Source organism: Orrella marina, assembly GCF_003058465.1.
Classification (GTDB): Bacteria; Pseudomonadota; Gammaproteobacteria; order Burkholderiales; family Burkholderiaceae_B; genus Algicoccus; species Algicoccus marinus.
Window position 1 is genome coordinate 1848504 of sequence record NZ_CP028901.1, and the last position, 25886, is coordinate 1874389.

At 55.3% G+C, this 25886-nt stretch carries 22 protein-coding genes and 3 tRNA genes; 11 read left to right on the top strand and 14 right to left on the bottom strand.

From position 1 onward, the window contains the following. Positions 1 to 11: 11 nt before the first annotated feature. Positions 12 to 437 carry a PaaI family thioesterase gene (locus tag DBV39_RS08270; RefSeq protein ID WP_108621126.1) on the bottom strand — a complete coding sequence of 142 codons (426 nt, stop codon included), beginning with the start codon at positions 435 to 437 and terminating at the stop codon, positions 12 to 14. Positions 438 to 824: 387 nt separating this feature from the next. On the opposite strand from DBV39_RS08270, the gene DBV39_RS08275 reads away from it, so the two are divergent. The 5 genes from DBV39_RS08275 to DBV39_RS08295 all read left to right on the top strand — a co-directional run bounded on the left by DBV39_RS08275 (position 825) and on the right by DBV39_RS08295 (position 4366). After that, a tRNA-Ala gene (locus DBV39_RS08275) sits at positions 825 to 900 on the top strand. Between the two features lie 24 nt (positions 901 to 924). Continuing rightward, positions 925 to 1000: transfer RNA gene (locus tag DBV39_RS08280), tRNA-Glu, on the top strand. A 20-nt stretch (positions 1001 to 1020) separates the two neighbouring features. Continuing rightward, a tRNA-Asp gene (locus DBV39_RS08285) sits at positions 1021 to 1097 on the top strand. Between the two features lie 408 nt (positions 1098 to 1505). Next, entirely contained in the window at positions 1506 to 2498 is a 993-nt protein-coding gene (locus tag DBV39_RS08290) for a TAXI family TRAP transporter solute-binding subunit (protein ID WP_108621127.1), read from the top strand. A 107-nt stretch (positions 2499 to 2605) separates the two neighbouring features. Then, positions 2606 to 4366, top strand: coding sequence for a TRAP transporter permease (locus tag DBV39_RS08295; RefSeq protein WP_108621128.1), 1761 nt, complete (start codon positions 2606 to 2608; stop codon positions 4364 to 4366). Between the two features lie 211 nt (positions 4367 to 4577). On the opposite strand, the gene DBV39_RS19905 is transcribed toward DBV39_RS08295, so the two are convergent. The 4 genes from DBV39_RS19905 to DBV39_RS08315 all read right to left on the bottom strand — a co-directional run bounded on the left by DBV39_RS19905 (position 4578) and on the right by DBV39_RS08315 (position 7110). After that, complete coding sequence (locus DBV39_RS19905) at positions 4578 to 4961, bottom strand: hypothetical protein (protein ID WP_159078876.1); 384 nt, start codon at positions 4959 to 4961, stop codon at positions 4578 to 4580. A 56-nt stretch (positions 4962 to 5017) separates the two neighbouring features. After that, positions 5018 to 5359 carry a DUF4870 family protein gene (locus DBV39_RS08305; protein WP_108621129.1) on the bottom strand — a complete coding sequence of 114 codons (342 nt, stop codon included), beginning with the start codon at positions 5357 to 5359 and terminating at the stop codon, positions 5018 to 5020. Next, a complete protein-coding gene (locus tag DBV39_RS08310; protein ID WP_108621130.1) occupies positions 5334 to 6497 on the bottom strand; it encodes an MFS transporter in 1164 nt (387 codons plus the stop codon). The genes DBV39_RS08305 and DBV39_RS08310 overlap by 26 nt, the downstream gene beginning before the upstream one ends. 109 nt (positions 6498 to 6606) lie before the next feature. After that, positions 6607 to 7110 carry a peroxiredoxin gene (locus tag DBV39_RS08315; RefSeq protein ID WP_108621131.1) on the bottom strand — a complete coding sequence of 168 codons (504 nt, stop codon included), beginning with the start codon at positions 7108 to 7110 and terminating at the stop codon, positions 6607 to 6609. A 178-nt stretch (positions 7111 to 7288) separates the two neighbouring features. On the opposite strand from DBV39_RS08315, the gene DBV39_RS08320 reads away from it, so the two are divergent. Further along, complete coding sequence (locus DBV39_RS08320) at positions 7289 to 9079, top strand: SulP family inorganic anion transporter (protein ID WP_108621132.1); 1791 nt, start codon at positions 7289 to 7291, stop codon at positions 9077 to 9079. A gap of 161 nt (positions 9080 to 9240) precedes the next feature. On the opposite strand, the gene DBV39_RS08325 is transcribed toward DBV39_RS08320, so the two are convergent. Together DBV39_RS08325 and DBV39_RS08330 are read right to left on the bottom strand one after the other, a co-directional pair. Next, a complete protein-coding gene (locus DBV39_RS08325; RefSeq protein WP_108621133.1) occupies positions 9241 to 9702 on the bottom strand; it encodes a universal stress protein in 462 nt (153 codons plus the stop codon). 186 nt (positions 9703 to 9888) lie between these two features. After that, a complete protein-coding gene (locus tag DBV39_RS08330) occupies positions 9889 to 10233 on the bottom strand; it encodes a TIGR01244 family sulfur transferase (protein ID WP_108621134.1) in 345 nt (114 codons plus the stop codon). Positions 10234 to 10405: 172 nt separating this feature from the next. Here DBV39_RS08330 and DBV39_RS08335 point away from each other — a divergent pair, with 172 nt between their 5' ends. Next, positions 10406 to 11014, top strand: a complete 609-nt coding sequence (locus DBV39_RS08335; protein WP_159078877.1) for a 4'-phosphopantetheinyl transferase family protein — start codon at positions 10406 to 10408, stop codon at positions 11012 to 11014. A gap of 5 nt (positions 11015 to 11019) precedes the next feature. Here DBV39_RS08335 and DBV39_RS08340 read toward each other — a convergent pair whose 3' ends face one another. Continuing rightward, complete coding sequence (locus DBV39_RS08340; RefSeq protein WP_159078878.1) at positions 11020 to 16071, bottom strand: DUF3320 domain-containing protein; 5052 nt, start codon at positions 16069 to 16071, stop codon at positions 11020 to 11022. Between the two features lie 264 nt (positions 16072 to 16335). Here DBV39_RS08340 and DBV39_RS08345 point away from each other — a divergent pair, with 264 nt between their 5' ends. Together DBV39_RS08345 and DBV39_RS08350 are read left to right on the top strand one after the other, a co-directional pair. Further along, positions 16336 to 16947: a glutathione S-transferase family protein gene (locus DBV39_RS08345; RefSeq protein WP_159078879.1), complete on the top strand. Its 612-nt coding sequence runs from the start codon at positions 16336 to 16338 to the stop codon at positions 16945 to 16947. 10 nt (positions 16948 to 16957) lie between these two features. Further along, positions 16958 to 18229: an MFS transporter gene (locus DBV39_RS08350; RefSeq protein ID WP_108621138.1), complete on the top strand. Its 1272-nt coding sequence runs from the start codon at positions 16958 to 16960 to the stop codon at positions 18227 to 18229. A 60-nt stretch (positions 18230 to 18289) separates the two neighbouring features. Here the strand turns inward: DBV39_RS08350 and DBV39_RS08355 are convergent, their stop codons facing one another. The 5 genes from DBV39_RS08355 to DBV39_RS08375 form a co-directional block, all read right to left on the bottom strand. Beyond that, the gene (locus DBV39_RS08355) at positions 18290 to 19081 is read right to left on the bottom strand and encodes a short-chain dehydrogenase/reductase (RefSeq protein ID WP_322348754.1); all 792 of its coding nucleotides are present in this window, start codon (positions 19079 to 19081) and stop codon (positions 18290 to 18292) included. A 67-nt stretch (positions 19082 to 19148) separates the two neighbouring features. After that, entirely contained in the window at positions 19149 to 20033 is an 885-nt protein-coding gene (locus tag DBV39_RS08360; RefSeq protein ID WP_108621139.1) for a polysaccharide deacetylase family protein, read from the bottom strand. Between the two features lie 158 nt (positions 20034 to 20191). Further along, positions 20192 to 21388 carry a CaiB/BaiF CoA transferase family protein gene (locus DBV39_RS08365; protein WP_108621140.1) on the bottom strand — a complete coding sequence of 399 codons (1197 nt, stop codon included), beginning with the start codon at positions 21386 to 21388 and terminating at the stop codon, positions 20192 to 20194. After that, positions 21385 to 22728 (bottom strand): amidase, encoded by a 1344-nt coding sequence (locus DBV39_RS08370; RefSeq protein WP_108621141.1) that lies wholly within the window; start codon positions 22726 to 22728, stop codon positions 21385 to 21387. The genes DBV39_RS08365 and DBV39_RS08370 overlap by 4 nt, the downstream gene beginning before the upstream one ends. Continuing rightward, positions 22718 to 23017, bottom strand: coding sequence for a hypothetical protein (locus tag DBV39_RS08375; protein ID WP_108621142.1), 300 nt, complete (start codon positions 23015 to 23017; stop codon positions 22718 to 22720). Before DBV39_RS08375 ends, DBV39_RS08370 begins: the two co-directional genes overlap by 11 nt. A gap of 324 nt (positions 23018 to 23341) precedes the next feature. Between DBV39_RS08375 and DBV39_RS08380 the strand changes: the two genes are divergently transcribed. Continuing rightward, entirely contained in the window at positions 23342 to 24550 is a 1209-nt protein-coding gene (locus DBV39_RS08380) for an amidase (RefSeq protein ID WP_108621143.1), read from the top strand. Positions 24551 to 24596: 46 nt separating this feature from the next. Here the strand turns inward: DBV39_RS08380 and DBV39_RS08385 are convergent, their stop codons facing one another. Beyond that, the gene (locus DBV39_RS08385) at positions 24597 to 25217 is read right to left on the bottom strand and encodes a glutathione S-transferase family protein (RefSeq protein ID WP_108621144.1); all 621 of its coding nucleotides are present in this window, start codon (positions 25215 to 25217) and stop codon (positions 24597 to 24599) included. Between the two features lie 105 nt (positions 25218 to 25322). On the opposite strand from DBV39_RS08385, the gene DBV39_RS08390 reads away from it, so the two are divergent. Continuing rightward, positions 25323 to 25775, top strand: coding sequence for a MaoC family dehydratase (locus DBV39_RS08390; protein ID WP_108621145.1), 453 nt, complete (start codon positions 25323 to 25325; stop codon positions 25773 to 25775). Positions 25776 to 25886 lie beyond the last annotated feature (111 nt).

Consider the following 25886-nt stretch of genomic DNA (forward strand, 5'->3'; position numbering starts at 1 on the left):
GGCCTGCCCTGTCAGCCCGCGCGAAGCTTCATGATCGCCTGTGCTGAAAGGCAGACTCTATCGCCGACGCACAACTGCCCTGTAACAAATACCAGTGAGCGCGTGCGTCTCTGCACCTGCGCTCTGGCACTGAGCCAGTCACCTTCGCGCACGGCATCGATAAAGTTCGTGCTCATGTCAATCGTCGCCATGGGTGTCTTGTCTCCCTGGTCGAAGATGACGTGACTGACCACTTGATCGATCAACGACATCAGCATGCCACCATGGACGATACCGTTCGAGTTGAGATGCTTGGACTCGATTTGCATCCCATACTCCTTGACTCCTTCGGTATTGCGAAACCAAATGGGTCCAATCAGATCGACAAACGGTCCGACGCCGGGCTGCTCGGACCATCCCTGCGCCCTGACTTGTTCAAAAGGATCAATCACTGTCATGCCTGTCTACTCCAAGTTGAGACTGGCCAGAATCTTGAACGGAACTGCTCTTTTGTGCAACTCATTATGCTCGTGGGCTCATGCACCAGCGGCGCCCGGACTTTTAAAGGCAAGTCAGGGTTACGTGCCACGCCAGCGACAAATCAAGCCAGAAGAATGCAACAGGAAACGCAAGTGCTGACCAACGGCTCAAGAGTCGCATGCGCACGTTCGATGTATTTTTGCAACAATGACAAATAAGTCGCCAACCAGTTTGCAAACGTTCTCGAATTCATGCATAATTTCGTTCTTCGCAGGAAACACGAAGTTAACAACGAGTTCTGAAGCGGCAAGCGCCGATTTAAAATTTGAGTTAATATTTCGTTCAAGGGCAAGCCCTTGGGTTCTGGGGGTATAGCTCAGCTGGGAGAGCGCTTGCATGGCATGCAAGAGGTCAGCGGTTCGATCCCGCTTACCTCCACCAGTACAGCGAAGTTAGTTAGTCCGGGTCCCCTTCGTCTAGAGGCCTAGGACACCACCCTTTCACGGTGGGTACAGGGGTTCGAATCCCCTAGGGGACGCCAAAGTTTAGTAGTGCCGCTGCGGAGCGGTAGTTCAGTTGGTTAGAATACCGGCCTGTCACGCCGGGGGTCGCGGGTTCGAGTCCCGTCCGCTCCGCCAAAATAGTAAAAAAAGCGCCTTTCAGGGCGCTTTTTTGTTTTGTGGCTGTTTGACCACAATCATCTTGAGAACGTGAATATTTTTTGCGAATAAATCGTCTAATCTCATAGATTCGCAATTGTCCTATCCCCCACTCCTGAATCGGACTAATCCTCCAGGACAGCTCCGATCATCGAGCTTTTCCGTACACTCTGTTCATGGCTTCTATCGACACCAGAATGCCAGGACAAAGCCGCACACCCACCTTGTCAGCCACGATCGATACATCGCCTCTGGCTTGCACCAGCCCGGGCCTACCAAGCAAGCTTGCCCGAATACGAACTCAATGCAAACGATAGCTCGGAGTAGCGTCACCACGATGTACTCCTATAATACCGTCCGAACTCATTCACAACCGGAGACAATACAATGAAATCTCATTCTTCAACGGGGTTGCGTCAGCGCACCCTGCACACCACTCTGATTACTGGGCTAGCGGCGGCAGCGATGCTGATCAGTCCACTCGCCTCGGCAGACAATCGTGTCACGTACAAGTCGGCCAAAGCCGGCACCTCCTACTACCAGATGGGCGTTGAGCTCGCTCAAGCCATGAAGGACGGCACTAACGGTGACATCATCGTCACTCTCGAGGAAAGCCAGGGTTCGGTGCAGAACGTCATGGAGGCGCCAAATCGCAAGGGCAACTATGTGTTCACGACACCGCCTTCGCTGGTCAGCTCCGCATCTGAAGGCAAAGGTCCTTTCCAGAAGAACCCTAACCCCAAGTTCCAGGATATTCGCGCCCTGTTCCCAATCCCGGCACTGACCATGCACTTTGTGACGCGTGAAGACTCGGGAATCAAGAACTTTAGCGACATGCAAGGCAAGAACATCCTGATCGGCAAAGGCACTTTCTCCGCCCGCGAAGGAGAGAAATATCTGAAGCTGTTCGGGCTTGAAGGCAAAGTCAACTTGTCGAATGTTGAGTTGAACAACGCAGTACCCGCAATGAAAAACAAGCAGATCGATGCATTCGTGACCGCTGGATCGTTCCCCTCACCCAACGTCATCGAGGCCGCCGCGAGCATGCCTCTGAACATCCTGTCGATGACCGAGGAACAAGTCAAACAGACGGGTGCGGCCAAAGCGGTCATCCCTGCCAACACATACAGTGGTCAGACCGAGGAGATCACCACCACATCTTTGCCTGTGATTGCCTACACGACAACCGGAATGGATGACGACACAGCCTACACGCTCACCAAGACCTTCTGGGAACAGCGTGACAAGATGGCTAACAGCGCCCCATGGTGGAAAGGCGTGACACCTGACCAGTTGATGAACGTCCAGGGCAAGATTCACCCGGGTGCATTGAAGTACTACGCAGAAAAAGGCATCGCCGTTCCTGACTCGGCGAAATAAGTCTTTCCTCAAGTCGTCCAGAACACTCTGCGATATACCAACCAGGTATCTACGGTGTTCTGGATTTTTTAACAGTCTGATTTTTTAGCCGAGAGGCAAGTCACAAGATGCCACCATTCATCTGGCCAGCATTAGGCGTCGTCAGCATTGCCTTCCATCTTTGGCTGGTTTTTGCGGGACTGATCCCAAACCTGGTCAGTCGTCCTCTGCACATGGCGCTTGCCATACCCTGGATCATGCTCTGGAGACCACACAGCCAGCGAGCCGATCCATGGAGCTGGTTACTCTGCATAGTGGGCGTTGGTGCCTGCCTCTGGGTAGCGATTGAACAAAACAATCTCGCTGACCAGTATGGCAGTCTGTGCGGTGCTGAACAGACCATCATGGCTGTAATCCTGATTCTCGTCGCACTCGAAATGGCGCGTCGGGCGGTCGGCTGGCCAATGCCACTGATTGCAGCTGTCACACTGCTGTATGGAGTCTTCGGGGACAGAATTCCTGGGGAGTTTGGCCATGGTGGCATGCCTTTGCAGAGTTTTCTGGGGACACTGGTCATCACTGAAGGCGGTCTCTGGGGCAGCCTGACGGGTGTATCTGTCTCAATTGTCGCAATATTTGTCATCTTCGGCGCAGTTCTCAACGCTGGCCAGGCCGGCGCTGGCTTCATGAACATCGCATCGGCGGTCGCCGGACGACTGACTGGTGGCGCGGCAAAAGTTTCAGTCATTTCGTCTGCCATGTTTGGATCCATTTCAGGATCGGCATCCGCAAACGTTGCATCGACCGGCGCCATCACCTTGCCCGCTATGCGCAGGTTAGGCTATCCCCCATCTCTGGCTGGCGCTGTGGAAGCCGTCGCATCCTCTGGCGGGCAGATCATGCCGCCATTGATGGGTGCCGGTGCATTTGTCATGGTCGAGCTGACCGGTGTTCCTTATGATCACATCATGCTGGCCGCGCTACCGGCCGCATTGTTGTATTTCTTCGCGGTGTGGATGGGCGTGAACGCCTTTGCCAAACGCTACGATCTACCCAACATCCCGAAAGAAGACCGTCCGGAATTGAAGCTGGTTCTGATCACCACGGCTTTCTTCATGGTGCCGTTTACCGTCCTGCTCTATGGCATGTTCGGACTTGAAGTCACGCCTCAATACGCGGCCTGCCTGGCAATCCTTGTTGCGACGCTTCTGCTGCTGACAGATGACCGATTCCAGATCGAACCGCACGCCATCCTGAAGCGACTCGAACATGCCACGATCAGCTCTGGACAGCAGATTTCCATGATCGCCTCGATCATTCTCTGTGCCTCGCTCATTATTGGCGTACTAGGCATGACAGGGCTTGGCGTCAAGATCACATCGATCATCCTGTCCGGATCGGGTGGCATGCTATGGCCTGCAGTTTTACTGACTGCACTGACATGCCTTTTGCTGGGAATGGAAGTCCCGACCACCGCCGCCTATGTCATCTGCGTTTCGGTAGCAGGACCCGCGTTGACCGAGCTGGGGCTTGGGACACTGCAAACGCACCTGTTTGTGTTCTGGTTCGCCCTGCTTTCAACAATCACACCTCCCGTTTGTGGCGCAGTCTTCATTGCAGCTGGCATGGTTCAGGAAAACTGGCTCAAAGTGGCCTGGAAAGCCATGGCACTCGGTATTGGCCTGTACATGATTCCCCTGGCAATGATTTCCACACCGGACCTCATCGAACTGAGAAACAACCCGCTTGCCGCGCTACTGGCAATGGGCAAGACTGGTCTGGCTACCACACTGGCAGGCTATGGTGTGATCGCCCCTGGCTCATGGCTCAGACGTCTTGCACTGTTCATTACCGGATTCGTTGTGTTGCTGGTTCCAATGACCTTCTGACTTCAAGGATGCTTGTCGGCCTGGGGACCTGAGGTTGCACCTTGGTCGCGCCATCCTGTGCATGGCATTTCTGACGATACACACCAGAGTCCGCCTGGAGGAAGGGTAGCCCGTAGGCTACACCCTTGCCACGCCACCCGGCATGCGGGTCCGCGCCGGGCGGTTCGAGAAATTGAGATCATGAGAGACGAAATAGACCCAGCCGGTCAAATTAGGCAATCGTCAGGATACCATTGAGGGACTTCGCGCTGTTGCGCCACCATAGCCGGAAGTTTGCTGCAATTCCACGCCCATGCACAGGACTTGCCCCCATGGCGATCAGGTCCTGGTACATGGTTGTGCCACGTTTGCACTGCGTGAGCTTGATGGCTCGTAGCCAATCGACGACCTGTTGCATGCTTTGTACAGCACTGCGCCAGGTCGGAATCCGTAGCTGTGTTTGCTGAAGGCCGGATCCAGTATCGGCTGCTGCAATACCTGCAACAGTGCCTGCTGGATCAGACGATCTGTCACCGCCGGGATGCCTGGTTAGCAGCGGGACTTGCACCCACAGGAGTGTGCCCAGACTGGGCGCACAAGCAAGAAACCCTCGCATGTGATTGCGAGGGTTTCTTGCTCTGCTTGATCAGACACCAGTGAAAGTCACTTCCCTTACAGGAGACTTCCCGACATGCTCATGGGTTTGTCGTCCACGAGGTACAACCACCCTTTGACAATCCGGTACACATACCAGATACCCACAATCGGGATAATGATGTAACCGATGAGAATGACAATTGTGAGCGCTCCGATCACACCACCTGCGAATGCATACCAGAAAGTCCTAATTTGCCATACAAAGTGGCTCTCGAGCCAAGTACCAGAAACATCCCCTCGCTTAACGTAGTTCATGATGATTGCAACAAGCGGAGACAACCCGAGAATCAGCCCCAGGGCGTAAAGCGCATAGATGACATGGGTAATGGTCTTATTGGATGACTGCTGTTGAGACATTGGCTCTCGATCTCCCTAGGAACCTAACCGACAGAATCAGCAGGACGCTGCAAACTGTCATGTAAACATAAAACATGTGTGTACCGGCAAGTCTCATCACACCACCTGCCAGCAATGGCCCCACACAGGCTCCAAAGCCATATGCGATTAACAGGACTGCAGCGAGACTGACTCGACGATCAGGAGTCACCATATCATTCGCATAGGACATCGCCAATGCGTAGAGAGTAAATTGTGTCACACCGCTGACGGCTGCGACGACCATATAGACCCAGAAGGGAAGCTGGAACCACCCCCACAACACCAACGTGACCGCACATAGAATTCCACCATTGATCTGGATCAGACGAGTCCTCGAAACCCGGTCGGAAAGCCACCCGATCGGCCACTGCGCGACCAGACCCGCAATCACGGCAATCGACATAAAGGCTGCCACATCGTTGGTCGAGAGAGACTGTCCCACAATGTAAACCGGCGCCAGCGAATAGAAGGCCGATGAAATCCCACCCGACAGAACCATGGTCGCAAGTGCTGCCGGCACCCTGTAAAAAAAGAAACGCATATCCAGTGGAGCCGGTAGCTGGGGAGCCGGGTGCAGTCGAACCGTCCAGACAATTGGAATCAGTCCCACCACATGGCAAATGGCGACAAGTGTCAATGGCCGTAAATCCAGTGACGGATAGAATGTGATCAGCATCTGACCGATCGCTGTACCAAGGCCTGACATGACCAGATACACCGCAAAAATACTGCCCCGGCTTTCATTCTCGATCTGCTCGTTCAACCAGCTTTCAATCACCATGAGTTGCACAGCCATCGCCGCCCCGGCAACCGCACGGAACAGCAGCAATGCGTAAATATCCTGAATAAGAGTCTGCAGCAGCACCATGACCGTCGCGGCTGCAGCCCCTGCGGCGAATGCACGGACGTGTCCGACCCTGACGATCATTTTATGACCCAGTCGTCCGCCAAACACAAGTCCCAGATAATAGGCCGAGATCACTGCACCGATCCAGACCTCGCTGATATTCAGTTCCGACAGGCGCAAGCCAACGTAGACATTGAACAGACCAATGCCCATCAGCATGACGAGGGTGGAAAGAAATAGCGATGAGAAGGATGCGATGGTAGCGAACATGGAAGTAATTGACCTAGGCTAAGCTAAAGAATACAACGCACCATGAAGCACATGTGCAAAGAGCCGGTCAAAAAACCGGCTCTTTGGACGTAAAACCACAGATCTATGTTCAGACCTGCTTGAGAACAGCCTCTGCAGCACTGACTTCGAAAGCTCCCGGCGCTTCTACTTCGAGCGCCTTGACAAAGCCGTCCTCCACGATTGCAGCGTAGCGCTTGGAACGCACACCCATACCGCGCTCAGTCAGATCCATGTCAAGTCCGAGTGCCTTGGTCCATGTGGCACCGCCATCAGCCATCATGCGCACTTTGTCCCCAGCCTTCTGATCGCGTCCCCATGCACCCATGACGAAAGCATCATTGACTGCCACACACCAGATCTCGTCCACACCCTTTGCCTTGAACGCATCGTGGTGTTGCACGAATCCCGGGAGGTGCTTGGCCGAACATGTCGGTGTGAATGCTCCCGGCACTGCGAAGATGACAATCTTCTTGCCTTTCACGAGGTCGGACACCTTGAACGCCTGAGGGCCGATTGAGCAGCCCTCTGAAGCGGTTTCGATGTACTCGGTCAAGGTTCCGTCGGGCAGCTTGTCGCCCACTTTGATAGTCATATAGATCTCTCCTTGTCTGGTTGTAAGTGATCCTTGCCTGTGGACAGTGAAACCATGGCCCGTACCGGACTCCTGACTCACTGAACCGCTGCATCTGGAACTGTCGCTTATGATAAGGGACAACCCCTTCAATTAAAAACATATCCTCAGGACAGACTTTCCTGTTAGTGATCGGACCATGATAAAGCAAAGACTGACGAAGATATTTGGGGAATGGGTGCTTGATGTCAACGCCCGAAGCCTGCGCGTCGACATGACCGCGGGCCTGCTTGGGGCTGTGCTCGTACTACCCCAGGCTATTGCGTTCGCAATGCTGGCAGGGTTGCCAGCCGAGTATGGGCTTTATACCGCGATTATTCCCTGCATCATCGCAGCGCTGTTTGGCTCGAGTCGACATGTCATGTCCGGCCCGACCAACGCCAATTCGCTGGCACTGTTTGCCATGCTCACGCCCCTGGCCGTTGCGGGCTCGTCACAATACATTCAGCTCGCGCTGATCGTGACTGTACTGGTTGGTTTGATCCAAGCCGCCATCGGCCTGCTCAAACTCGGATCACTGGCCAACTTCATCTCGCCTGCCGTTCTGGGTGGTTTCACTAGTGGTGCCGCCATGCTGATTGCAGTGCATGCGATTGGCAGCGGCCTTGGCATCTCTGATGCGAGTGTTCACGGAACCTGGCCAACCTTGCAGCACTATGTCAGACACATCGATCAAGTCCACTGGGGAACGTTGATCGTCGCACTGCTGACTGGCATCGGAGCCTTGCTTGTGAAGCGATTTCTGGGAATGAGATGGCCCTTCATGCTGGTTGGACTGATTGCTGGAGCCGTTGCCGGCGTTCTACTGAATCTGACGTCCGCAGAACTTGGCCTGACGGGGGTAGAACAAGTAGGGGACATCCCCTCTCCTTGGCCTGCATTTCACATTCCAGCGATTTCGTGGCAACAACTCCCTGATCTCGTCGGCATTGCTTTTGCGCTGAGTATTGTGGCGCTCGGACAAACGATTTCAATTGCCAAAGCGCTCGCCACACGTTCTGGACAAGTGATTGATCCAAACCGGGAATTCACCGGCCAGGGTCTGTCCAACATGGTGGGTGGCTTTTTTTCTAGTTACGTGTCGTGTGGATCCCTGAACCGATCGTTACCCAATCTGGAAGCTGGCGCAAAAACTCCGCTGTCCAGTGTTGCCTCGGCGTTGCTGCTGATGGTGCTGATTGCTTTATTTCATAATCTGCTGGCTTACATCCCGGTTCCCGGCATATCAGCGCTACTCATTCTGGTCGCATGGTCTCTCTTCGATATCCGGCGCTGGAAATCACTTTGGCAGCTTGAGCGCGTGGAGTTCCTCATTGCGGCATCGACTGCCATTGCAACTGTTGCCATACGCATGGAAGTCGCGATTCTGCTTGGCACACTGCTGTCGCTGCTACTTTACCTGAACCGCACGTCCAAGCCAGCCGTGCGTCCTCTGGGATTCACCGACCGGTCCAGGAACCGGCAACTGGAAGAGATCGGCCAGATGACCAGTCCAAGCGAGGCACTCCAGTGCCCCCAGCTCGCCATGATCAGAATGGAAGGTGATATCTACTTCGGAGCCACCGCCCATGTATCGGCGAAACTCAACGACCTGCGAAACCGTCCGGATGCGCCGAAACATCTGCTCATCATGTCGCGGAGCATGAACTTTATCGATCTCGCGGGCGCAGAACTCTGGGAGCAAGAGCGACAATCGCGCAAGAAGATGGGTGGGGATCTCTACTTTCATCGACCTAGAAATGACGTCATTAAAATGTGGCGCAAAACTGGATTCGTCGAGCGTATGGGGTCAAACCACATCTTCCTGACCAAAGAACAAGCCATTGCCACCATTTTTTCCTCACTTGACCACGATATCTGCCGTGGCTGCAACGTCAGGGCGTTCAGGGAATGCGCACAAATCCCGTTCGAGCCATCGCAGAAAAGCTAGTCTCGATAAATTCGATGCACAGCGCAAAACTCAACCTCACCAGCCGTGAAACGAAAAAAAACACAGACATTCTTGTCTGTGTTTTTTTTCGTTCTGGGCGCGTTGATCCGGGACCTGGATACCTTGGATAAACCCAAGCCCAATCCGTCAACACGCGTGGATCAGTCGTCGTCCTTGACCCGATAGACCAGTACTGGTCCTGGTGCCAGCGAGAGGACCTTGGCCGTCACGCTTCCCAGCAATAGCCGGGAAAGACCGCTACGACCGTGACTTCCCATAAAAATCATATCGCACTTGTGCTTGCTATAAGCGTCAATGATGCCATCAGCCACGTTAAAGTTGGTCACAGCTTCGGTAGTTGCCTTTACACCCGCAGTTTCGGCACGGTCCATCACAGCTTGAAGGTACTTTTTCGCCTGTTCAGCAGATGCCTTCTCGTAATCCTCATCGGTAATTGCATACGCAGCAGCCATACCGTCAAACCCTATCGTGGCAGCGAAAGGCTGGCCAACAAACAGCGCCACCACTTCGGCACCAGTGGATTTTGCGAAGATCACACCCGCATTGGCTGCCTGTGCAGACAGCTTGGAGCCATCGGTTGGGATCAGAATTTTCTTGAACATGCCACGCACTCCTGTTGTTTTAATGTTTGCCCGCCCTTGAATCATCAAGCTACCCGGGATGTCCATGCTAGCCGAATTCCCGCCTTGCCGTCATCAGTAGCATGAAGATTATTGATTAGCCTCAAACCTGGCCCAGCATCTCGATCCAGTTATTCATGCTGCCGTCGAGGATAGGCCCGCAGGGACTCAGCCCTGGCCCGTTGCTGCTCGGTACATCACTGTACAGCGAGTCCCTGTCCTGCAAAACGCCAGAATCGGCTTGGGCATACTATCCATAAGCTGCGTGAATCGGGTGACATCGTCTTGTGTCATCGCACCGCTAACAACCGGTTGGTAAACAACTTCAAGACCGGCCTCAAGCCCTGCGTCCATGATTGACTGAGATGTTGGCTGCTCTGGCCCCCCTTCCATGTCAGGACGGTTGATAATGACACTCTTGTAACCTGCAGCTGCGACAGCTGCCATATCCTGTGGGCTCAACTGAGGCGCAACTGATACATCGTCACTCAGAGCTTGAACGGGTAATGCCATGGTTATATCTCCTGATTATCAGCCACGCTGAATTAAATGAAACGCCATGCCAGATTCTCCCAAAAACCATAAAGCCAGCATCACTATTTGGTACTGCCACCTCGCTCAGCCTTTCGACCAAGCAAGGCTGGCGCTGTGGGCGAGCTGGCTCGACCCACAGGAAACCGCTCGAATGAACAGATTTCATCGCCAAGCGCATCGAGTCAGATTTCTTGTCAGTCATGCCATGACACGCGAGGTCATCGCCCGCCAATGCGGTGCAACACCGAGTTGCATCGAATTCCGCGCACTGGCACAAGGCAAGCCGTACATCTCGAGCCCGACCGCACTCCAAAAGTATTTTTTTAACTTAACACACTCTCACGACATGGCTGCCATTGCAATAAGCGACAGCAGTCCGCTCGGCCTTGATCTTGAGTGGCTGGGACGCAAGGGCCCGGATGTCTCGCTTGCCGGTCGCTATTTCACGCAAAGGGAATATAAGGACATTCTAAAGCAACCTGCTCACTTGCAACACCAGCGACTGCTAAGGTACTGGACCCTCAAAGAAGCCTATATCAAGGCAGAAGGCTGGGGATTGAGTGCTGGACTGGACAGTTTCGAGTTCATACTGTCGGACACCAAGCCTCCTCGGCTGCACATTTGCAAACCGCAGGCAACACCCAGGCATGCATGGCAGTTCCAGCAATTTAAACTAAAGGACTCACATCTGGTGGCGATTGCCGGCGTTGCTCAGCAAGGCGAGACTCTCCAGACCGATTGCACGGCCTGGTCACCCTGAGCTTGTCATCCCCCGAGCGTCAGCTTGCCGCGTGAAGAGCGGATCACGCCGCCTTTGACCATCTCGTCCAGTACTTCTCTGGTGATCGCCCTGGACTTGGCGCTCACTCGCTGAAAACCGATCAGAGAGAGACTTGCTGAAATGGCTTCATCGGCTGTGATGCCAAATGAGTGCCCGATGACCTGGCGCAAGGCGGTCTGGAGATCGAACGGACTGACATAATCAATGTTCCGATACCGGGCAGGAAGGGCGGCGCGACTCCTGAGTGGCACATCAGGAGCAGGCTCAGCATGAACGAACGGGCCTTGCTCAAACAGTTCCCCGTGGCTGACACCATATGCAATCCCTTCCCTGATCTGCTCGGTGGTCCGTGACGTGAGTCGACTCACGCCAGCGTCATCAGCGAGTCTGCGCGCAATCAGGTCCACGTGCACTGACCCCTCAAATGCCACCAGTTTACGAATGCTCTTGCTAAGCGACTCGGGCAAGGCCTCGTGCAGCGCTTGATGTCTGGGCAATCCCAGATCGCCCTCGAATGGTTGATACGGAGCAACAGACTGCGTGAGGTTTTTCGCGGGGTCGAGACGCTCGATGCTGACTGTTTCTGGCAAGTTGTCCGTACCCTGTGCACCTTCTTCGCGGTTCATCTGCGACGGGTCGGCAAGCACAGGCGGTTGCGAATCAGAGCCTTCATAACCACCCTCGGTCAGGGCCTGATGCTCTGCAGACTGGGCCGCCTCGGTGACTGGCGGTTCAGCGTCGATAGTGTCAATTCCGTTTGACGATGATGGGGATGGCGCGGGTTCGTTCGCCAAACTGGTCGCTCTGTGCAGATGCATGACTGCCGACTCGATCGCCTGGCGCAATCGATCACGCTCCACTGCAGGAGAGCGGAACCAGTCAGTACTCCAGACCGGATACAGTTGCCACCCGAATGCACTCAGCACACCCGCTCGTACCCGCTCTCGCTCACGGGTGTCGGCACTACGCTGATAACTGGCACCATCAGTCTGAAGAGCCAACGCATAGCGCTGAACAGACTCATCCTGTTGGTTCGTCTGCGGATCCTGAACGGCAATGTCGATATAAAAACCGGATTGACCAAGCCTTGGCTGAGGATCAAACCCAAGATCACGGATCTCTTCGCACAGGTACTGCTCGAACGCGCCGACCTCGCTATCATTCGCGTGGGACCGATCCGGCAACTCACTCGTCTGTGCGTAACGCAGAAAGCGCTCAAGCACGCGCACTCCAAAAGGTGTGCCTGCGTTGATCTGCAATTCGCTTGCAGTGAAGTTGCAAAACACCTCCATCGCCAGCTTTGCACGGGTGATCAACACATTAAGGCGACGCTCCCCACCTTCGTTGTTGACCGGCCCGAAGCTTGGCACAAGCCGACCATCGTCGGTTCTACCATAGCCGATGCTGATCAGAATGACGTCGCGTTCATCACCCTGTACATTCTCAAGATTCTTGACAAAGAAATTCTCGCCATCAGGTCTGCTGGCGTTGAAGAATGGTTCAAGCTCCGGACTCATCCGCCTGAGATGCTCGATCTCAAGTAGCAGGCAGTCGCGCTGGGCTGTACTGAACGCCACCACTCCAAGCGAAAGACCGGGTGTCTGACGGGCGTGCTCCATCACTGCCTGAGCCAGCGCCTGGGCCTCGCCAAGATTCGTGCGAGTGCCTCCGCGATCGTAATGAGTATCAGGCAGATATCGCATCCGAAGACCCGTCGCACGCGGATGGATACCAGGCGTCGGAAAGATCAGCAACTTACCTTCGTAGAAGGATTCGTTGGACACCGCAATCAACGAATCGTGACGACTGCGATAATGCCAGCGGAGCATTTTCTGGGGAGCGCCCTGAGCGACAAACATGCCAAGAATACTTTCGATGTCTGCGGTCTGACTCTGTTCGGCCTGTTCGTCATCAAGCTCAAGCGTACGACTGAAAAAATCGGTTGGTGGCATCTGTCGAGAGTCTCCAACCACCACCGCCTGTCGCCCGCGCATCAACGCCCCCAGCGCATCGGCAACACGCACCTGGCTCGCCTCATCAAATATCACTACATCGAAATCAACCGCTCCATGTTCTAGATAGGTTGCAATCGACATCGGACTCATCATGAATACTGGCTTGATCTGCTGGACCGCCCGCCCTGCAACTTTGATCAACTGGCGCAGGGCCATATGACGACGTTTCTTGTTCATCTCACGACGCAGGATTGCCATCTCACCAACCGCCATAGGCGAAGGCAGTCGCTCGTGCAACTGGCAGACCAGCCGTTCCTGTGCATGCACAAAAAGCTGTTTATCCAGACTGGCAAACTCTGCTACGGCGTGCTCATGCGCTGCCCGGTCAAACTGCGCAATGACTGGACGCGTTGCGTAGGCCTCGCGTACCAAGCCGTCGTACCAGCTCGCTTCCAGCACTTTGAGCAAGCCCGATGCGGATCTCTCGCCCCAACTGCGAGCGCGACGTGCGATCTCTTGCAATGCCGGATTCTCCATACTTTCTTGAATCAGGTTAAACCGGCTCAATGCGTAAAGATCCTGAACTTTCCCTTGCGCAGACGGCAGCCATGACTGCAATCGGCTCAGATGCAGTGCCTTATCGTCGCACACACGCCACTCGGCGCGTTGCAACCGGACGGACTCAAGCACACCATCGATCGCCTGCTCGAGAGCACGGATCGCTTGCGCGAACTGCTCGAGCGTTTGCCACAATGCAGCCCGTCCGGTGTCATCAAGGTCTGCAACACGTTGCACCAGAGCGCGCGGCACTTCCTCAAGTCTGACGTGAATCGCAGCCTTGTGTAACCAGGAAACGGTATCCTGGAGCCTGTCCCAGTTCGTTTCGACACCCTGCCACTGACTACCCAGTGATGCAGACAGCGCAAACCCCGCAGATTCCCAGGATGACTCAAGCGCCTGCCGTTGGCGTTCAAACTCATTTCTGAGAGACTGATAAGCAAGGATGTCATCCAGTATCTGTACGCATGCCTGAGTGTTATCTGGCAACTCACCTTTGAGCAAGCCACGTAGAGAGCTTCTGGCTTGACGAAACTCGCCCGACATAAAACGCCACCATCGGTCACCTGTTGTTGCCCAGACTCCTCGCAAAGCCAGCACATCCTGATTCCAGGCCTGGTCCAGCAGGACTGAATGCTGGCGCACTCTCGGCTCCTGCATGGCCTTCCCTGTTGCGATCAGTTTCTGAAAACTTTCAATGTCATGCCAGAGATCCAGATCAAGGGTAACGCCAAGCAAGTCCGAACGCGTGGGTGCCTGACTCATCCAGCCAAAACAAGCAACAAACTTCAGGATTCTGTGAAGATCATCCGAAACGGCAGTCTTGATAACAGATTCGAGCTGGCCGGCCTGGGCCTGGCAGTCATCCAGCACACTACGCAAAACAGCCAACCGATCAAGCACAGTCCGCTGCAGGCCTGGCGAGAACTGCCGCAACGTGGTGCCACACCAAGGACTCTCGGCAGGACTCCCGTGTTCACGCAAATGGGCAACCAGCGCCGCAACCTGATGTCCCGCCTGCTCGAACTCCTCCTCAGTCCAGTGTCGCATTCCTGAGAAATCAACATAGCCTCCCAACGGTGCGACATCCACCTCATCCGAGAGCTTAAGATGAGCTCCAAGCACCTCCACGTAATCCAGGCCACTCTGCAGCACAGGTGCCCGTACTGCCTCCCAGTACGTGTCAAGAACGCCCTGCAGATGCTGGTGCCTGGCTCTAGCAGACGATCTGTCTGGCGTCTGAGGCACTCCGGCTTCAAGTGTCCGGGCAAGCTCCTCAATGACTGCCTTGCGCCGGCTTTTATGACTATGCAACTCAAGCACGGCCTCGCCCAGGTGGCACTCATCCAGACGTCGCTTGACCACTTCAAGCGCCGCCATTTTCTCGGCCACAAAAAGCACGGTCTTGCCGCGCGCAAGCAACTCCGCAATGATATTGGTGATCGTCTGGGATTTGCCTGTCCCGGGCGGCCCCTGTATCACCAGGCTGGATCCTCGTGCAACCGACAACGCAGCCTCGGTCTGGCTGGTATCGGAGTCCTTGACAAAATTCAGCCCAGTCAAGCCGGGCGCACCTTCTGAGCTCTGGGTATCGAACTCAGGCGCATCAAACCCGTCAGCCAGCAAAGCCCGTACAAGCGTGTGTTCCCATGGTTTGGAGCCTTCCGGAAACGAATCGGGATCCAGATCCTGATACATCTGGAATTTGCCAAATGAAAAAAATCCCAGACAGATTTCATCCACATCAACTCGCCAGTTCTCACGTGCGGACACAGCGCGTGCGATATTCGTCAGATATGGCATGAGCGCGAACCCGTCTTCCTCAAACGGTGGCAGATCAATATGAAACTCAGACTTGAGTTTGGATGCCAGAGTCAGGTTTGCTCCAAGATCAGCGCCTGTGTAGACGAGCTTGAAACCATGTCCCGCGGCAGTGCGCTGCAGCTCGACGGGTATGAGCACAAGCGGCGCCCGTCGTATGCTTCGTCCCGATGTGTCTTCTGACCAGTGCAGACATCCGAGCGCCAGAAACAGAATCTCGACCCCCTGCTCTTCATAATATCCCCGCGCAGCGTTGCTGATCTTGACCAGCCTCTGGTCCAGAGCTTGCTCACCTAGCTGGGTCTGCAAAAACAAGTCAGAGAGATGCACGGCCACGGCATCCTGGCCGATGGTTGTCTGCTGACCGTGGTCGCTCGCCAGATCGGCAAGGGCAGGCTCATTGGACTCAGTCGTCTGCGCGATCCAGTCTTTTGTGCGCTCACCAGGCCCTTCACCTGAACGATCGACCGTCGCAGATGATGGGGAGGATGTGCGCTTGTCTTTCGGCTGCTCGCCTTCAGGTATCAGCCGCAGTGCACGTTGCTCAAGAACCAGCAATCTGAACACCTCGGCTGAGGACTCTCTGACAACGGGAACAGTGGCTGCTGTGTGACGAAGATTCAGCAGCGTGTTGCCTCGCAATCCCATGTCAAGCAATTCGAGACGCGTCAGTTCGAGGGTTCTTTGCAGTGTTTCAGACATGTGGATCACCAGATTTAGTAGTGAGAACACTTTAGCGCAGCTCTGCAATCATTTGCCACCGGGATCCGTGTGCATCTGGCCGGACCTTGCCTGTGCCAGAACGCACAATCATGCCAGTGAACAATTACGAAGGTTACCCGGGCCAGTCAGAAAAGGATAAATTGTGCGCGATCATCCTTTACGCCATACTTTATGCACAACGCGCTGGATAGCCGCCAAGGCCATACCTGCTTCAACATCAACACAACTAGAACTGGAGAGCCCATGATCCTGATCGGTCGATATCTGTCGCCATTTGTGCGACGCGTAGCCACAACCATGCAGTGGCTGGAAATTCCTTATGAGCACAAGTCACTCTCACCCGCCAAGGACGCTCAGGCCATTCGGGAGATCAACCCGACTGGACGTGTTCCCGTCCTGATGCTGGACGACGGTGAGGTTCTGATCGAAAGCAATGCCATTCTGGACTCTCTGCTCGAAACCATCCCAGGCCAGACTTTGCTGCCAGCCAGTGGCCCGGCTCGTCGCCAGGTTTTGCAGCGCACCGGCGTCATGACTAGCGCGCTGGACAAGGCTGTTGCAGCCATGTACGAGAAAACCAGACGCCCCCCGGAGAAAATCCATAACGAATACCTTGATGACATACTGGCTCAGTCGCGCGCTGGCGTCGACCAGGTCGAGCGCATGGTGGCTGCCGGACTTTACAAGGGCGTGGCAGCACCGACGATCGCAGACATCACAGCTGCTATCGGTTACTCCTTCATCAACTTCGTCCTGCCTGACATGGTCAATGAGAAAAACCATCCTCATCTGGCGCGAATGGCTGCAGAGTTCGAACAGACTGACGCATTCAAGGCCTGCGCAATAAAGAAATGAAGTATCACCCGTGACAACTGACTCACAGACAAGTCCGATCCGTGCACGAACGCCACCTTTTTATGGGTGGCGTATCGTCAAAGGTAGCATTGTCATCGCATTTGTCGCCTGGGCGTTCGCCCTGTACGGCTCGAGCGTGTACCTGAGTGCATTGAGCCACGAGCGCGGCTGGCCGATCGGTCAAGTATCCACCGCGCTGACTCTTTCTTTCTTGCTCAACGCGCTGACCATCGGACTGGTCGGTTCGTTTCTCGGCAAGCATGGCCCAAGGTTGATCATGTCGATTGGCGCGGTCATTCTCGGGACGGGACTCGTCCTGATCGGGCAGATCACGGAGATCTGGCAGGCTTTTCTGGTATTTCCCCTGATGGGACTGGGCTGGTCCTGCCTGTCGACCATTGCGATCACTTCAACGATTGCACCCTGGTTCGAACGGCATCAGGGCAAGGCCATCTCCACTGCTCTGCTCGGGGCCAGCCTGGGCGGCATGTTCGGCGTGCCTATCACCCTGTTTCTGGTCACTCAACTCGGCCTGACGCAAGCCATGTGGCTGATCGGCGCGTTGTCAGTCGTCATCATCGTTCCGATCGCAACAGGCATCCTGCGACGTCGACCTCAGGATCTGGGACTCATGCCAGACGGTTTGCCCCCGGACGAATCCCGTCCTGCCGACATTTACTCCACCCGGAACTGGCAACGCACAGAAGCCTTGCGGACCTACGGTCTGTTGTCGGTCATTATCGCGTTTGGAATCGGTCTCATGGTCCAGGTCGGGTTTCTGAGCCAGCAAGTCAAGCTGCTGCAGAGCCATATCAGTGCAACAGGCGTTTCCCTGACGGTGCTGGCCGCCGGTTCACTGGCGTTTCTGGGCCGAGTGATTCTGGCTCGCCATGCAGACCGGATCAACATTCGTCAGACCAGCGCCATGGTGTTGCTGATGGCTGGCATTGGGATGCTGATCATCGGGATCACGGATTCCATAACCGTTATTATTCTGGGCGTGCTGGTATTCGGATTCAACGTGGGAAACCTGACAACCCTGCCGGCATTGATCGTGCGCAGAGAGTTCGGTTCGGCATCATTTGGCCGTGTTTTCGGGGTGACGGGCACATGCATGCAGTTATTCAGCGCCTTTGGGCCAGCCCTCTTCGGTCTGCTGTATGACCTGACAGAGAGTTATTTCACTCCGCTCACGATTGCCGCGCTTTTGCTTGGGACAGGTGCGGTCCTGATCAGCTATGGAGAATGGGGCAAGCCGTTCATGCTGGACAACCAGCAGTGACGCGGGAATACCCGGCTTTGGAGCACTATGACGCACATCAACAAACCCGGAGTACTCGGGTCAGTGACTGGCTTTGGTATCCCGGTGCACCATACCGCCGTCCACGTCGATCACGGCACCTGACAGATATCCACACCGATCCGACGCGGTGAACACAACAAGATCTGCGATCTCGGATGGTCTGGCCAGACGGCCAAACGCCAGTTTGTGTGTCAGTTCGTGCCAACGGTTTTCGTCACCCAGACTGGCCTTGGCCTGCGCCCTGAAAAGCGTCTCGATGCGGTCACTCTGGGTCGGCGAAGGATTGACGCCGTAGATGCGTACACCAGAAGCCGGCGCCGATCCTCCCAACGCCTGTGTCATGGCAATCAGTGCGGCATTGCCCATCGAGCCGCAGATGTAGTCCGGTCTGGGCGCCCTGCCAGCAATGCCGATAATGTTGACTATCACGCCGCGCCCTCGTTCCTGCATGCCAGGCAAGACCTCACGGATCATGCCGACGTATCCAAACACTTTTAGATTCCATGCTGTGCGCCACGTTTCGTCATCGACCTTGTCGATACTACCTGAGGGTATGGCGCCTGCATTATTGACCAGCACATCGATCTCACCCGCGGCCTGAACAAGCGTGCTCACACCTTCGGATGTGGACAGGTCACTGACAATCGCGTGCACGGGTGTCTGACCAAGCGACTGCAATTGCTCGCGAGCCTGCTCAAGTCGCTGCGCGTCCTTGCTATTGAGGATGACTGTCGCTCCCTGCTCATGGAACGATCTGGCAATGGCATACCCGATTCCTCGGGAGCTGCCGGTCACAAGCACCCGCTTACCCTGATATCCAAGATTCATCATGACAAACACTCCGCTCGGGTTAACGAAAAATGAAATTGCGATATCAGGTTGTCATCAGACGCCCGCATCAAAGCGCCGGCGGCGGCACCTGAGCGGCAAACCAGCGGGCGATATCACGCGGATACATGAATGTTGTCAGCGGACTTTCCATCAGGGCATCGAGCATCGCCTCAAATTCGTCGATGCGGTGCGGAACCCCCATCAAGTGCGGATGCAGGCCGATTGCCAGCACACGGGGACGTCCGCACGTCCTGACTTCTTTCTCGAACCGGGCCAGCGTACGCCGGGTCCGGTCCAGAAACTGTCCGGTCGCATGCTTCTCGATGGCATAAATAATCGAATCGTTGAGCTCGACGTTATACGGCATGGCCATCAGCGGCCCATTCCCGGTCGACATCCAGTTCGGAACATCATCGATCACCCAGTCAAGCACATACTCGATACCTGCCTGCTTCAAAACCTCGGGCGATCGAGTACTTTCCCGCAACCCCGGGCTTAGCCAGCCGTGAACAGAGGATCCGGTGAACTCCTCCAGCATCTTGACGCTCTGCCTGACAACATCTTCCTCGGCACCCGCCTGCTGAATAGACTTCTGGTGCATGCCATGGCCAATGAACTCCCATCCCGCATCACGCATGGCCTGCGAGGCCTGGGGATAGGCTGCAATGGCACTCGCATTGATACTCGTCGAAGCTGGCAGACCACGACGCACTATCGCATCAATCATGCGAGGCAAGCCAGCCCTCATACCGTAATCCGCCCAGGAAAAATTCGGTACATCCGGAACGGTTTCCTTGCCGTGCGGTGGCGTGATGATAGTCCGGGGCATGGCCGCTTCAAACGACCAGTTCTCCACGTTCACAACCAGGTGCACCAGGATCGAGCGGTCACCCGGAGCCTGCAACGCAGGGCCCGAGTCAGAGAAACGGTAAGGAACACGTGGATTGGACATCAGAAAACACCTCAGACAACAAACAGACTTTCAGGGGAAATGTCATGAGCTAATCAAGGAGCTAGTCAGCGCAGATCCACCCAGGTCAGAGAACCACCCGACCTGAGACCGTCTTTACAAACATATACACCTCGATCAGCAGATCCTGATCAAAAGACTCAAACCACTCCGCGTTCATGCAGTCCTGCAATTTCAGCATCGGACAAGCCCAGCTCGCCTAGCACTTCATCTGTGTGCTCCCCCCATCCCGGCGCCTGAGTGGCAACCTCGGCTGGCGTACGAGACAACGTCATCGGCTGAGTGATGTAGCGCCGTGTGGGCTGATCTGGTGCTGGCACATCGGCGACAACGCCAAGGTGTTTGACCTGTGCGTCCTCAACCACCTGCGGAACGGTGTACACGGGGCCAGCAGGCACACCCGCATCGTTGAGCTCGGTCACCCAGTAATCTACCGTGTTCTTCGCAAATTCGACCTCAAGCAACTCACTGATCTTCTTGCGATTTGTCACACGCTTTTTCTCGGAATCGAAATCCGGATGCTCAATCCACTCTGGATGACCCAGCATATTGCAAAGACGAATCCAGTTTCCGCGGCCCGATGCACCGATGTTGAACACACCGTCATTCGCCGTGAAGAGCCCCATCGGACTGCTGGTGGGATGGTCGTTTCCAGCCTGTCCTGGCACATCACCCTCGTTCAGGTAACGCGCCACCTGGAAGTCCATCATGGATATTTGCGAATGCAACAAGGATGTCTGCACCCACTGCCCCTTGCCAGAACGTTCGCGCTCGACCAGAGCCACCAGAATACCGATTGCAGAATACAGCCCTGCACTCATGTCCGCGACAGCCAGTCCTGCACGCACCGGACCAGACTCAGGGAAACCCGTGACTGACATCAGTCCGCCCATCCCCTGCATGATCTGGTCAAACCCGGGGCGGTTGGCATAGGGGCCAGTTTGCCCGTAACCTGAGATGCTGGCCAGAATGATGCGAGGGTTAACCTTTGCCAGCGTCTCGTAATCCAGGCCAAGCTTGCGTTTGACGTCCGGACGCCAGTTCTCGACCACGACATCCGCCGTCTCGACCAGCTTCATAAAAATCTCGAGTGCCCCTGGCTTTTTTAGATTGAGAGTCAGAGAACGTTTGTTGCGATTCAGATTCTGGAAGTCGCCACCGGTACGGTTGGCAGCAAACATCGCCTCATTGGGATCAACTCCCTTGGGAGGCTCGATGCGAATGACATCCGCACCAAAATCACTCAGGACGCGCACACAGTTCGGACCCGCACGAACTCGTGAGAGATCAAGGACACGAAAAGGCTTGAGAGCTTCAGATGCGTGAATTTTACTCATAACGAAATTTCCTTCTGTTGGGGCGTACGCGGCACGATGCCGTCTCGCCCGTATAGTTCATTCTGGATCCGCTGGCCAACTTCAAGTAACTGCCATTCATGACACGGTCTGGCAATCATCTGCAGACTCACAGGAAGTCCCTTGTTATCGGTACCAACGGGCATGGCCAGCGCGGGCAACCCCAGATAGTTGATCCATCCGCACATGCGGTGCATCGCCAGACTGGCATTGGCACTAAAACGCGCTCCTCCGGGATAGACTTCGTCTACATCCGGAATGCTTTGCAACTGTAAGGGCAGCATCAGGACGTCAGCATCGGCAAAAGCACTCTCGACAAACTGTTGAAGCAACTCCCCTCGCTGAGCCCTGCTCTGCTCATAGAACAAGACAGGCAAAGCCTGGCCCAGCATGCCAAGTTGACGAACCTCGTCACAAGCCAGGTCACGTCGAATTCGTTCCATCTGACCCTGCCCTACTTCAGTACTCATCATGATTTGCACGTGGTGACTCGCCTGCTCGAAACACTGTGTCACGCGCCTCTGACGTTCGGCACTCAACGGCTGGGCAAACTCGCTCCAGCAGTCCCTAACTACCTGCGCCACCGGTTCGTGACCTGTCCCAAGCGTTTCGAATGCATCCCAGTACGACACGCTCACATTCGGATCATGACGTTCGAGCGACGGCACAAGCACCTCCAGCACATGACCCAGATCTTCAACGGCTCGCGCCAGAACACCAATGCTGTCCAGACTCGGGCAAAGAAGGGGCATCCCTTCTCGATCGATCAACCCGTGAGTTGTTTTAAGACCCATGACACCACAAGTCATGGAAGGAATACGCACCGAGCCTGCCGTATCGGTCCCAAGCGATGCGTACACCATCCCGCTTGCCACTGCCACTGCGCTGCCACTGGAAGATCCGCCGACAGCAAGGCGTGGATCCAGCGGATTGACTGGTACGGGTAGTCGGCGGGTGAAGGCCGTCGCGGAACAGGCATCTTCGGCCATGCTCAAGGTGCCTAGTTGATGAAACCCCTGGGCTCTTAGTCTGGCCGGTGCGTTTGCGAGAACTTTTCCTGTACACACCTGACCACCATCACGTCCAAGTCCTGGACAGTAGCCATCCTGCTCAAAGATGTCCTTGTGCGCAACTGCCACACCGGAAAATGGCAATCCCGGCTGCCAGGGTTCGACCACATGACGAACGACGCCAGCAAATGTCTGCGCACCGAGCATGAAACGCTCGCGCTGACTTGCGCGCGCCTGAGCACAAGTCAAGTCTCCCTGTCTCAGCGCACGCAGTAATCCATCGATGGTGTTTGGCAGATCATCAAGCAACATGGAGTACCCCAAGCGCCTTCATAAATTGCTGATCGCAATGTTCCAGCAGCTCGGCGCAATACTGAGGATCCTGCGTGCCATGCAGGTCACGCCTTTGTGGATCAACTGCGTTCACAAAACCCGCTCGCAGGCGAACCAGTGATTTCAGAATGCGAACTTTCTCTTTATCGTCTGGCGGTCGCTGAAATCCCGCCAGACGTGGTTCAACCACCATCTGCCAGTACGTGATCGGATCTCCATCGCGACAAGCAAACTCGAGCTCTGCGGAGCGTCCTGAATAGGATTCCATTGCCAAACGCCTCTTGTATATTTAAAGTTGAATTATAAATATATCATCAGTACATGGAAAATATTCAAATAGACACAAATCTGACGCCAGCTGTGAAGGGACTTGAATGATCGATCCTAGCGGCATTTAGACAGTGAGAATCAGCCAAGTTTTGACCCACTCATCACCCTACCCTGAAGTATCACCGCATTCAACGTCGCCTTCTGATACCGAAGCAGGTTGCAGGCCCAGTTCGCCGTCAAGGTAACCTGAACTTCTGGCAAGCTGCGCATCACAACATTGCGCGGGAATTATCTGAAACCCATCTGGAAAGGACCTGCACCGATGAACATCGATTCATATCTGGAATGCATTCAGCAAAAGGAAGCCCAGGTCAAGGCATGGAAACACCACGACCCGCAACAAGTCCGGCAACAAATCAGAACTGCCAATCCCGGAGGCAGCCTGGCGGGATTGGCAGTCGGTGTGAAAGACATCTTTGACACTGCAGACATGCCAACAGGCTATGGCTCGAGCGCATACGAAGGTCATCAACCTGATCGTGATAGCTGGGCGGTACAACGTTTGCGTGCCGCTGGCGCCATCATCATGGGCAAGACCGTCACCACCGAGTTCGCATACACCCATGCAGGTCCGACGCGCAACCCACACAACCTCGCTCACACACCTGGCGGATCATCGAGCGGCTCGGCGGCTGCCGTTGCGGCGGGAATGGTGCCTGTTGCCCTTGGAACTCAGACCGGCGGTTCAGTCATCCGGCCATCAGCGTACTGTGGCGTCATCGGGTTCAAGCCCACGCATGGTGCAATCAGCCTGCAAGGTGTATGTCCGCTCTCCCCGTCGATGGACACACTCGGCATTCACGCAGCAACGACCGAACTGGCGCGTCAGGTATTCAGCGTGCTCTGCCCAAGACAGCATCGAGATTCAAGTTTCGCCCGTGAACCACTGCGACTAGCCTGGTTCCCTGGTCCACTCGCAAGCCAGGCCCAGCCGCAGGCCATCCAGTTGTTACAGTCCGTTCGCGAGAAAATCGAGACATCCGGGCTAGGCACTGTTACTGATCTTGAGTTTGGTAGTGATCATGCGCTGGGGCTGTCAGAATCCAACCGCATCATCATGCGCTATGAAGCCGCGCGTGCGCACAGAGATGTCTTCAGCACCCGCCGCGACTTGCTAGGCGCTGCGACGGTCGGACTGATCGAGACTGGACTTCGGACCACGGATGCACAGTATGAGCAGGCGATGCAGCAGGTCGAACGAGCGCACGCAGCCTTCATGGCAGCCACCATGGGATTGGACGCCGTACTCACGCTCAGCTCACCTGGAGAGGCCCCGAGATTTGAAGAGGGAACTGGATCTTCATCCTTCAATCAGGCATGGACCACGCTTGGCGCACCTTGCCTGACATTGCCTGCAGGCAAAGGACAAGCAGGGCTACCACTCGGCATTCAACTGATCGCAAGACCCGGTGAGGACCACAGACTGCTCGACATTGGTCAGCGCATTCAGCAGACCTGCCTGAACACTTGAGACCAGGATTCTGCCAGGCCCCACTGAAGGGGCCTGGCAGGTTAGGTCAGGTCAGCGGCACTGCGCAATGTTTTACAAACCCAGGTTGCGAGCTGACACGTCCGTACCATGCTTGCAGATGAGGCAACGCCGGCCGCTCTATATCGAGCTCAAACCAGCGATAGGCGTTGACCGCAATCGGGATATCGCCAACTGACAGGTGAGTGCCCGCGACGTACGGCTGCACGGCCAGATGAGCATCCAGAATTCCCAGCGTAACCCCAAGGTTCCGGATAGACTGTTCGACCGCCTGCATGTCACGCTCGGGCGGTTGCCTGCGAACTAGATTCAAGAATACGACCTTCATGTCAGGCCAGACTGTACCGGCACACCAGTCCATCCACTGATCAGTGCGCGCAGCGATCTGCTCATCTGCTGGCCAAAGTCCTCCCGTACCGTAACGTCGTGCAAGGTAACGCAAAATGGCGTGAGACTCCCAGAGAGTGAATCCACCATCATCAAGAACCGGAACCAGCCCGTTCGGATTCATGACTCGAAACTCGGGTGTAGTTGTCACGCCGAACTGCATACCTGCGTCGATGCGATCAAAGCGCACACCGACTTCCTCGCAAGCCCAGAGAACTTTCTGTACGTTGATCGAGTTTGCCCTGCCCCAGATTCTGACCATGCTGATGTCTCCACGATAATGTGAGGTTTTTAGGTATGCTAACGACTTGAATCGTCTCATACGAGTTGTTTCACTCATATCTTTTGCATCCAGGGGGAATTCCACATGCGTCAAGTCAAATTCAGCGAGCTCAAATCATTGGTTGGCACCGAGATCGGAACCAGCGACTGGTGGCTTGTTGATCAGGAACGAATCAACAAGTTTGCTGAAGCCACCGGAGACTTCCAGTGGATCCACGTCGACACGGAGAAAGCCAAGGCTTCAAAATTTGGCGGCACCATCGCCCATGGTTACCTGACGCTGTCTCTGCTTGCTGGCATGCGCTTTCAGACGTTTGAAGTCTCTGAGACAAGCATGGGTGTGAACTACGGCATGAACAAGGTACGGTTCCTGACCCCCGTCCCTGCGGGCAGCCGGGTCCGGGCCAAATACGAGCTGACCAACATCAATGAACGCAAGGATGGTGGTTACGAGTGCACGTTCACCGCAACAGTTGAACTCGAAGGCGCGCCCAAACCAGCCTGTGTCGCAGAAACTATCACCGTTTACTACCCCTAACAGGATCTGTCTGGCCAGTGAATCCAGTCAATGGATCGCTGGCCAGAATACAGTGCCGATTTGAGCCACTCGATCAACGGTTGCCAGAAACGAACCAGTCTCCTGTGCGGA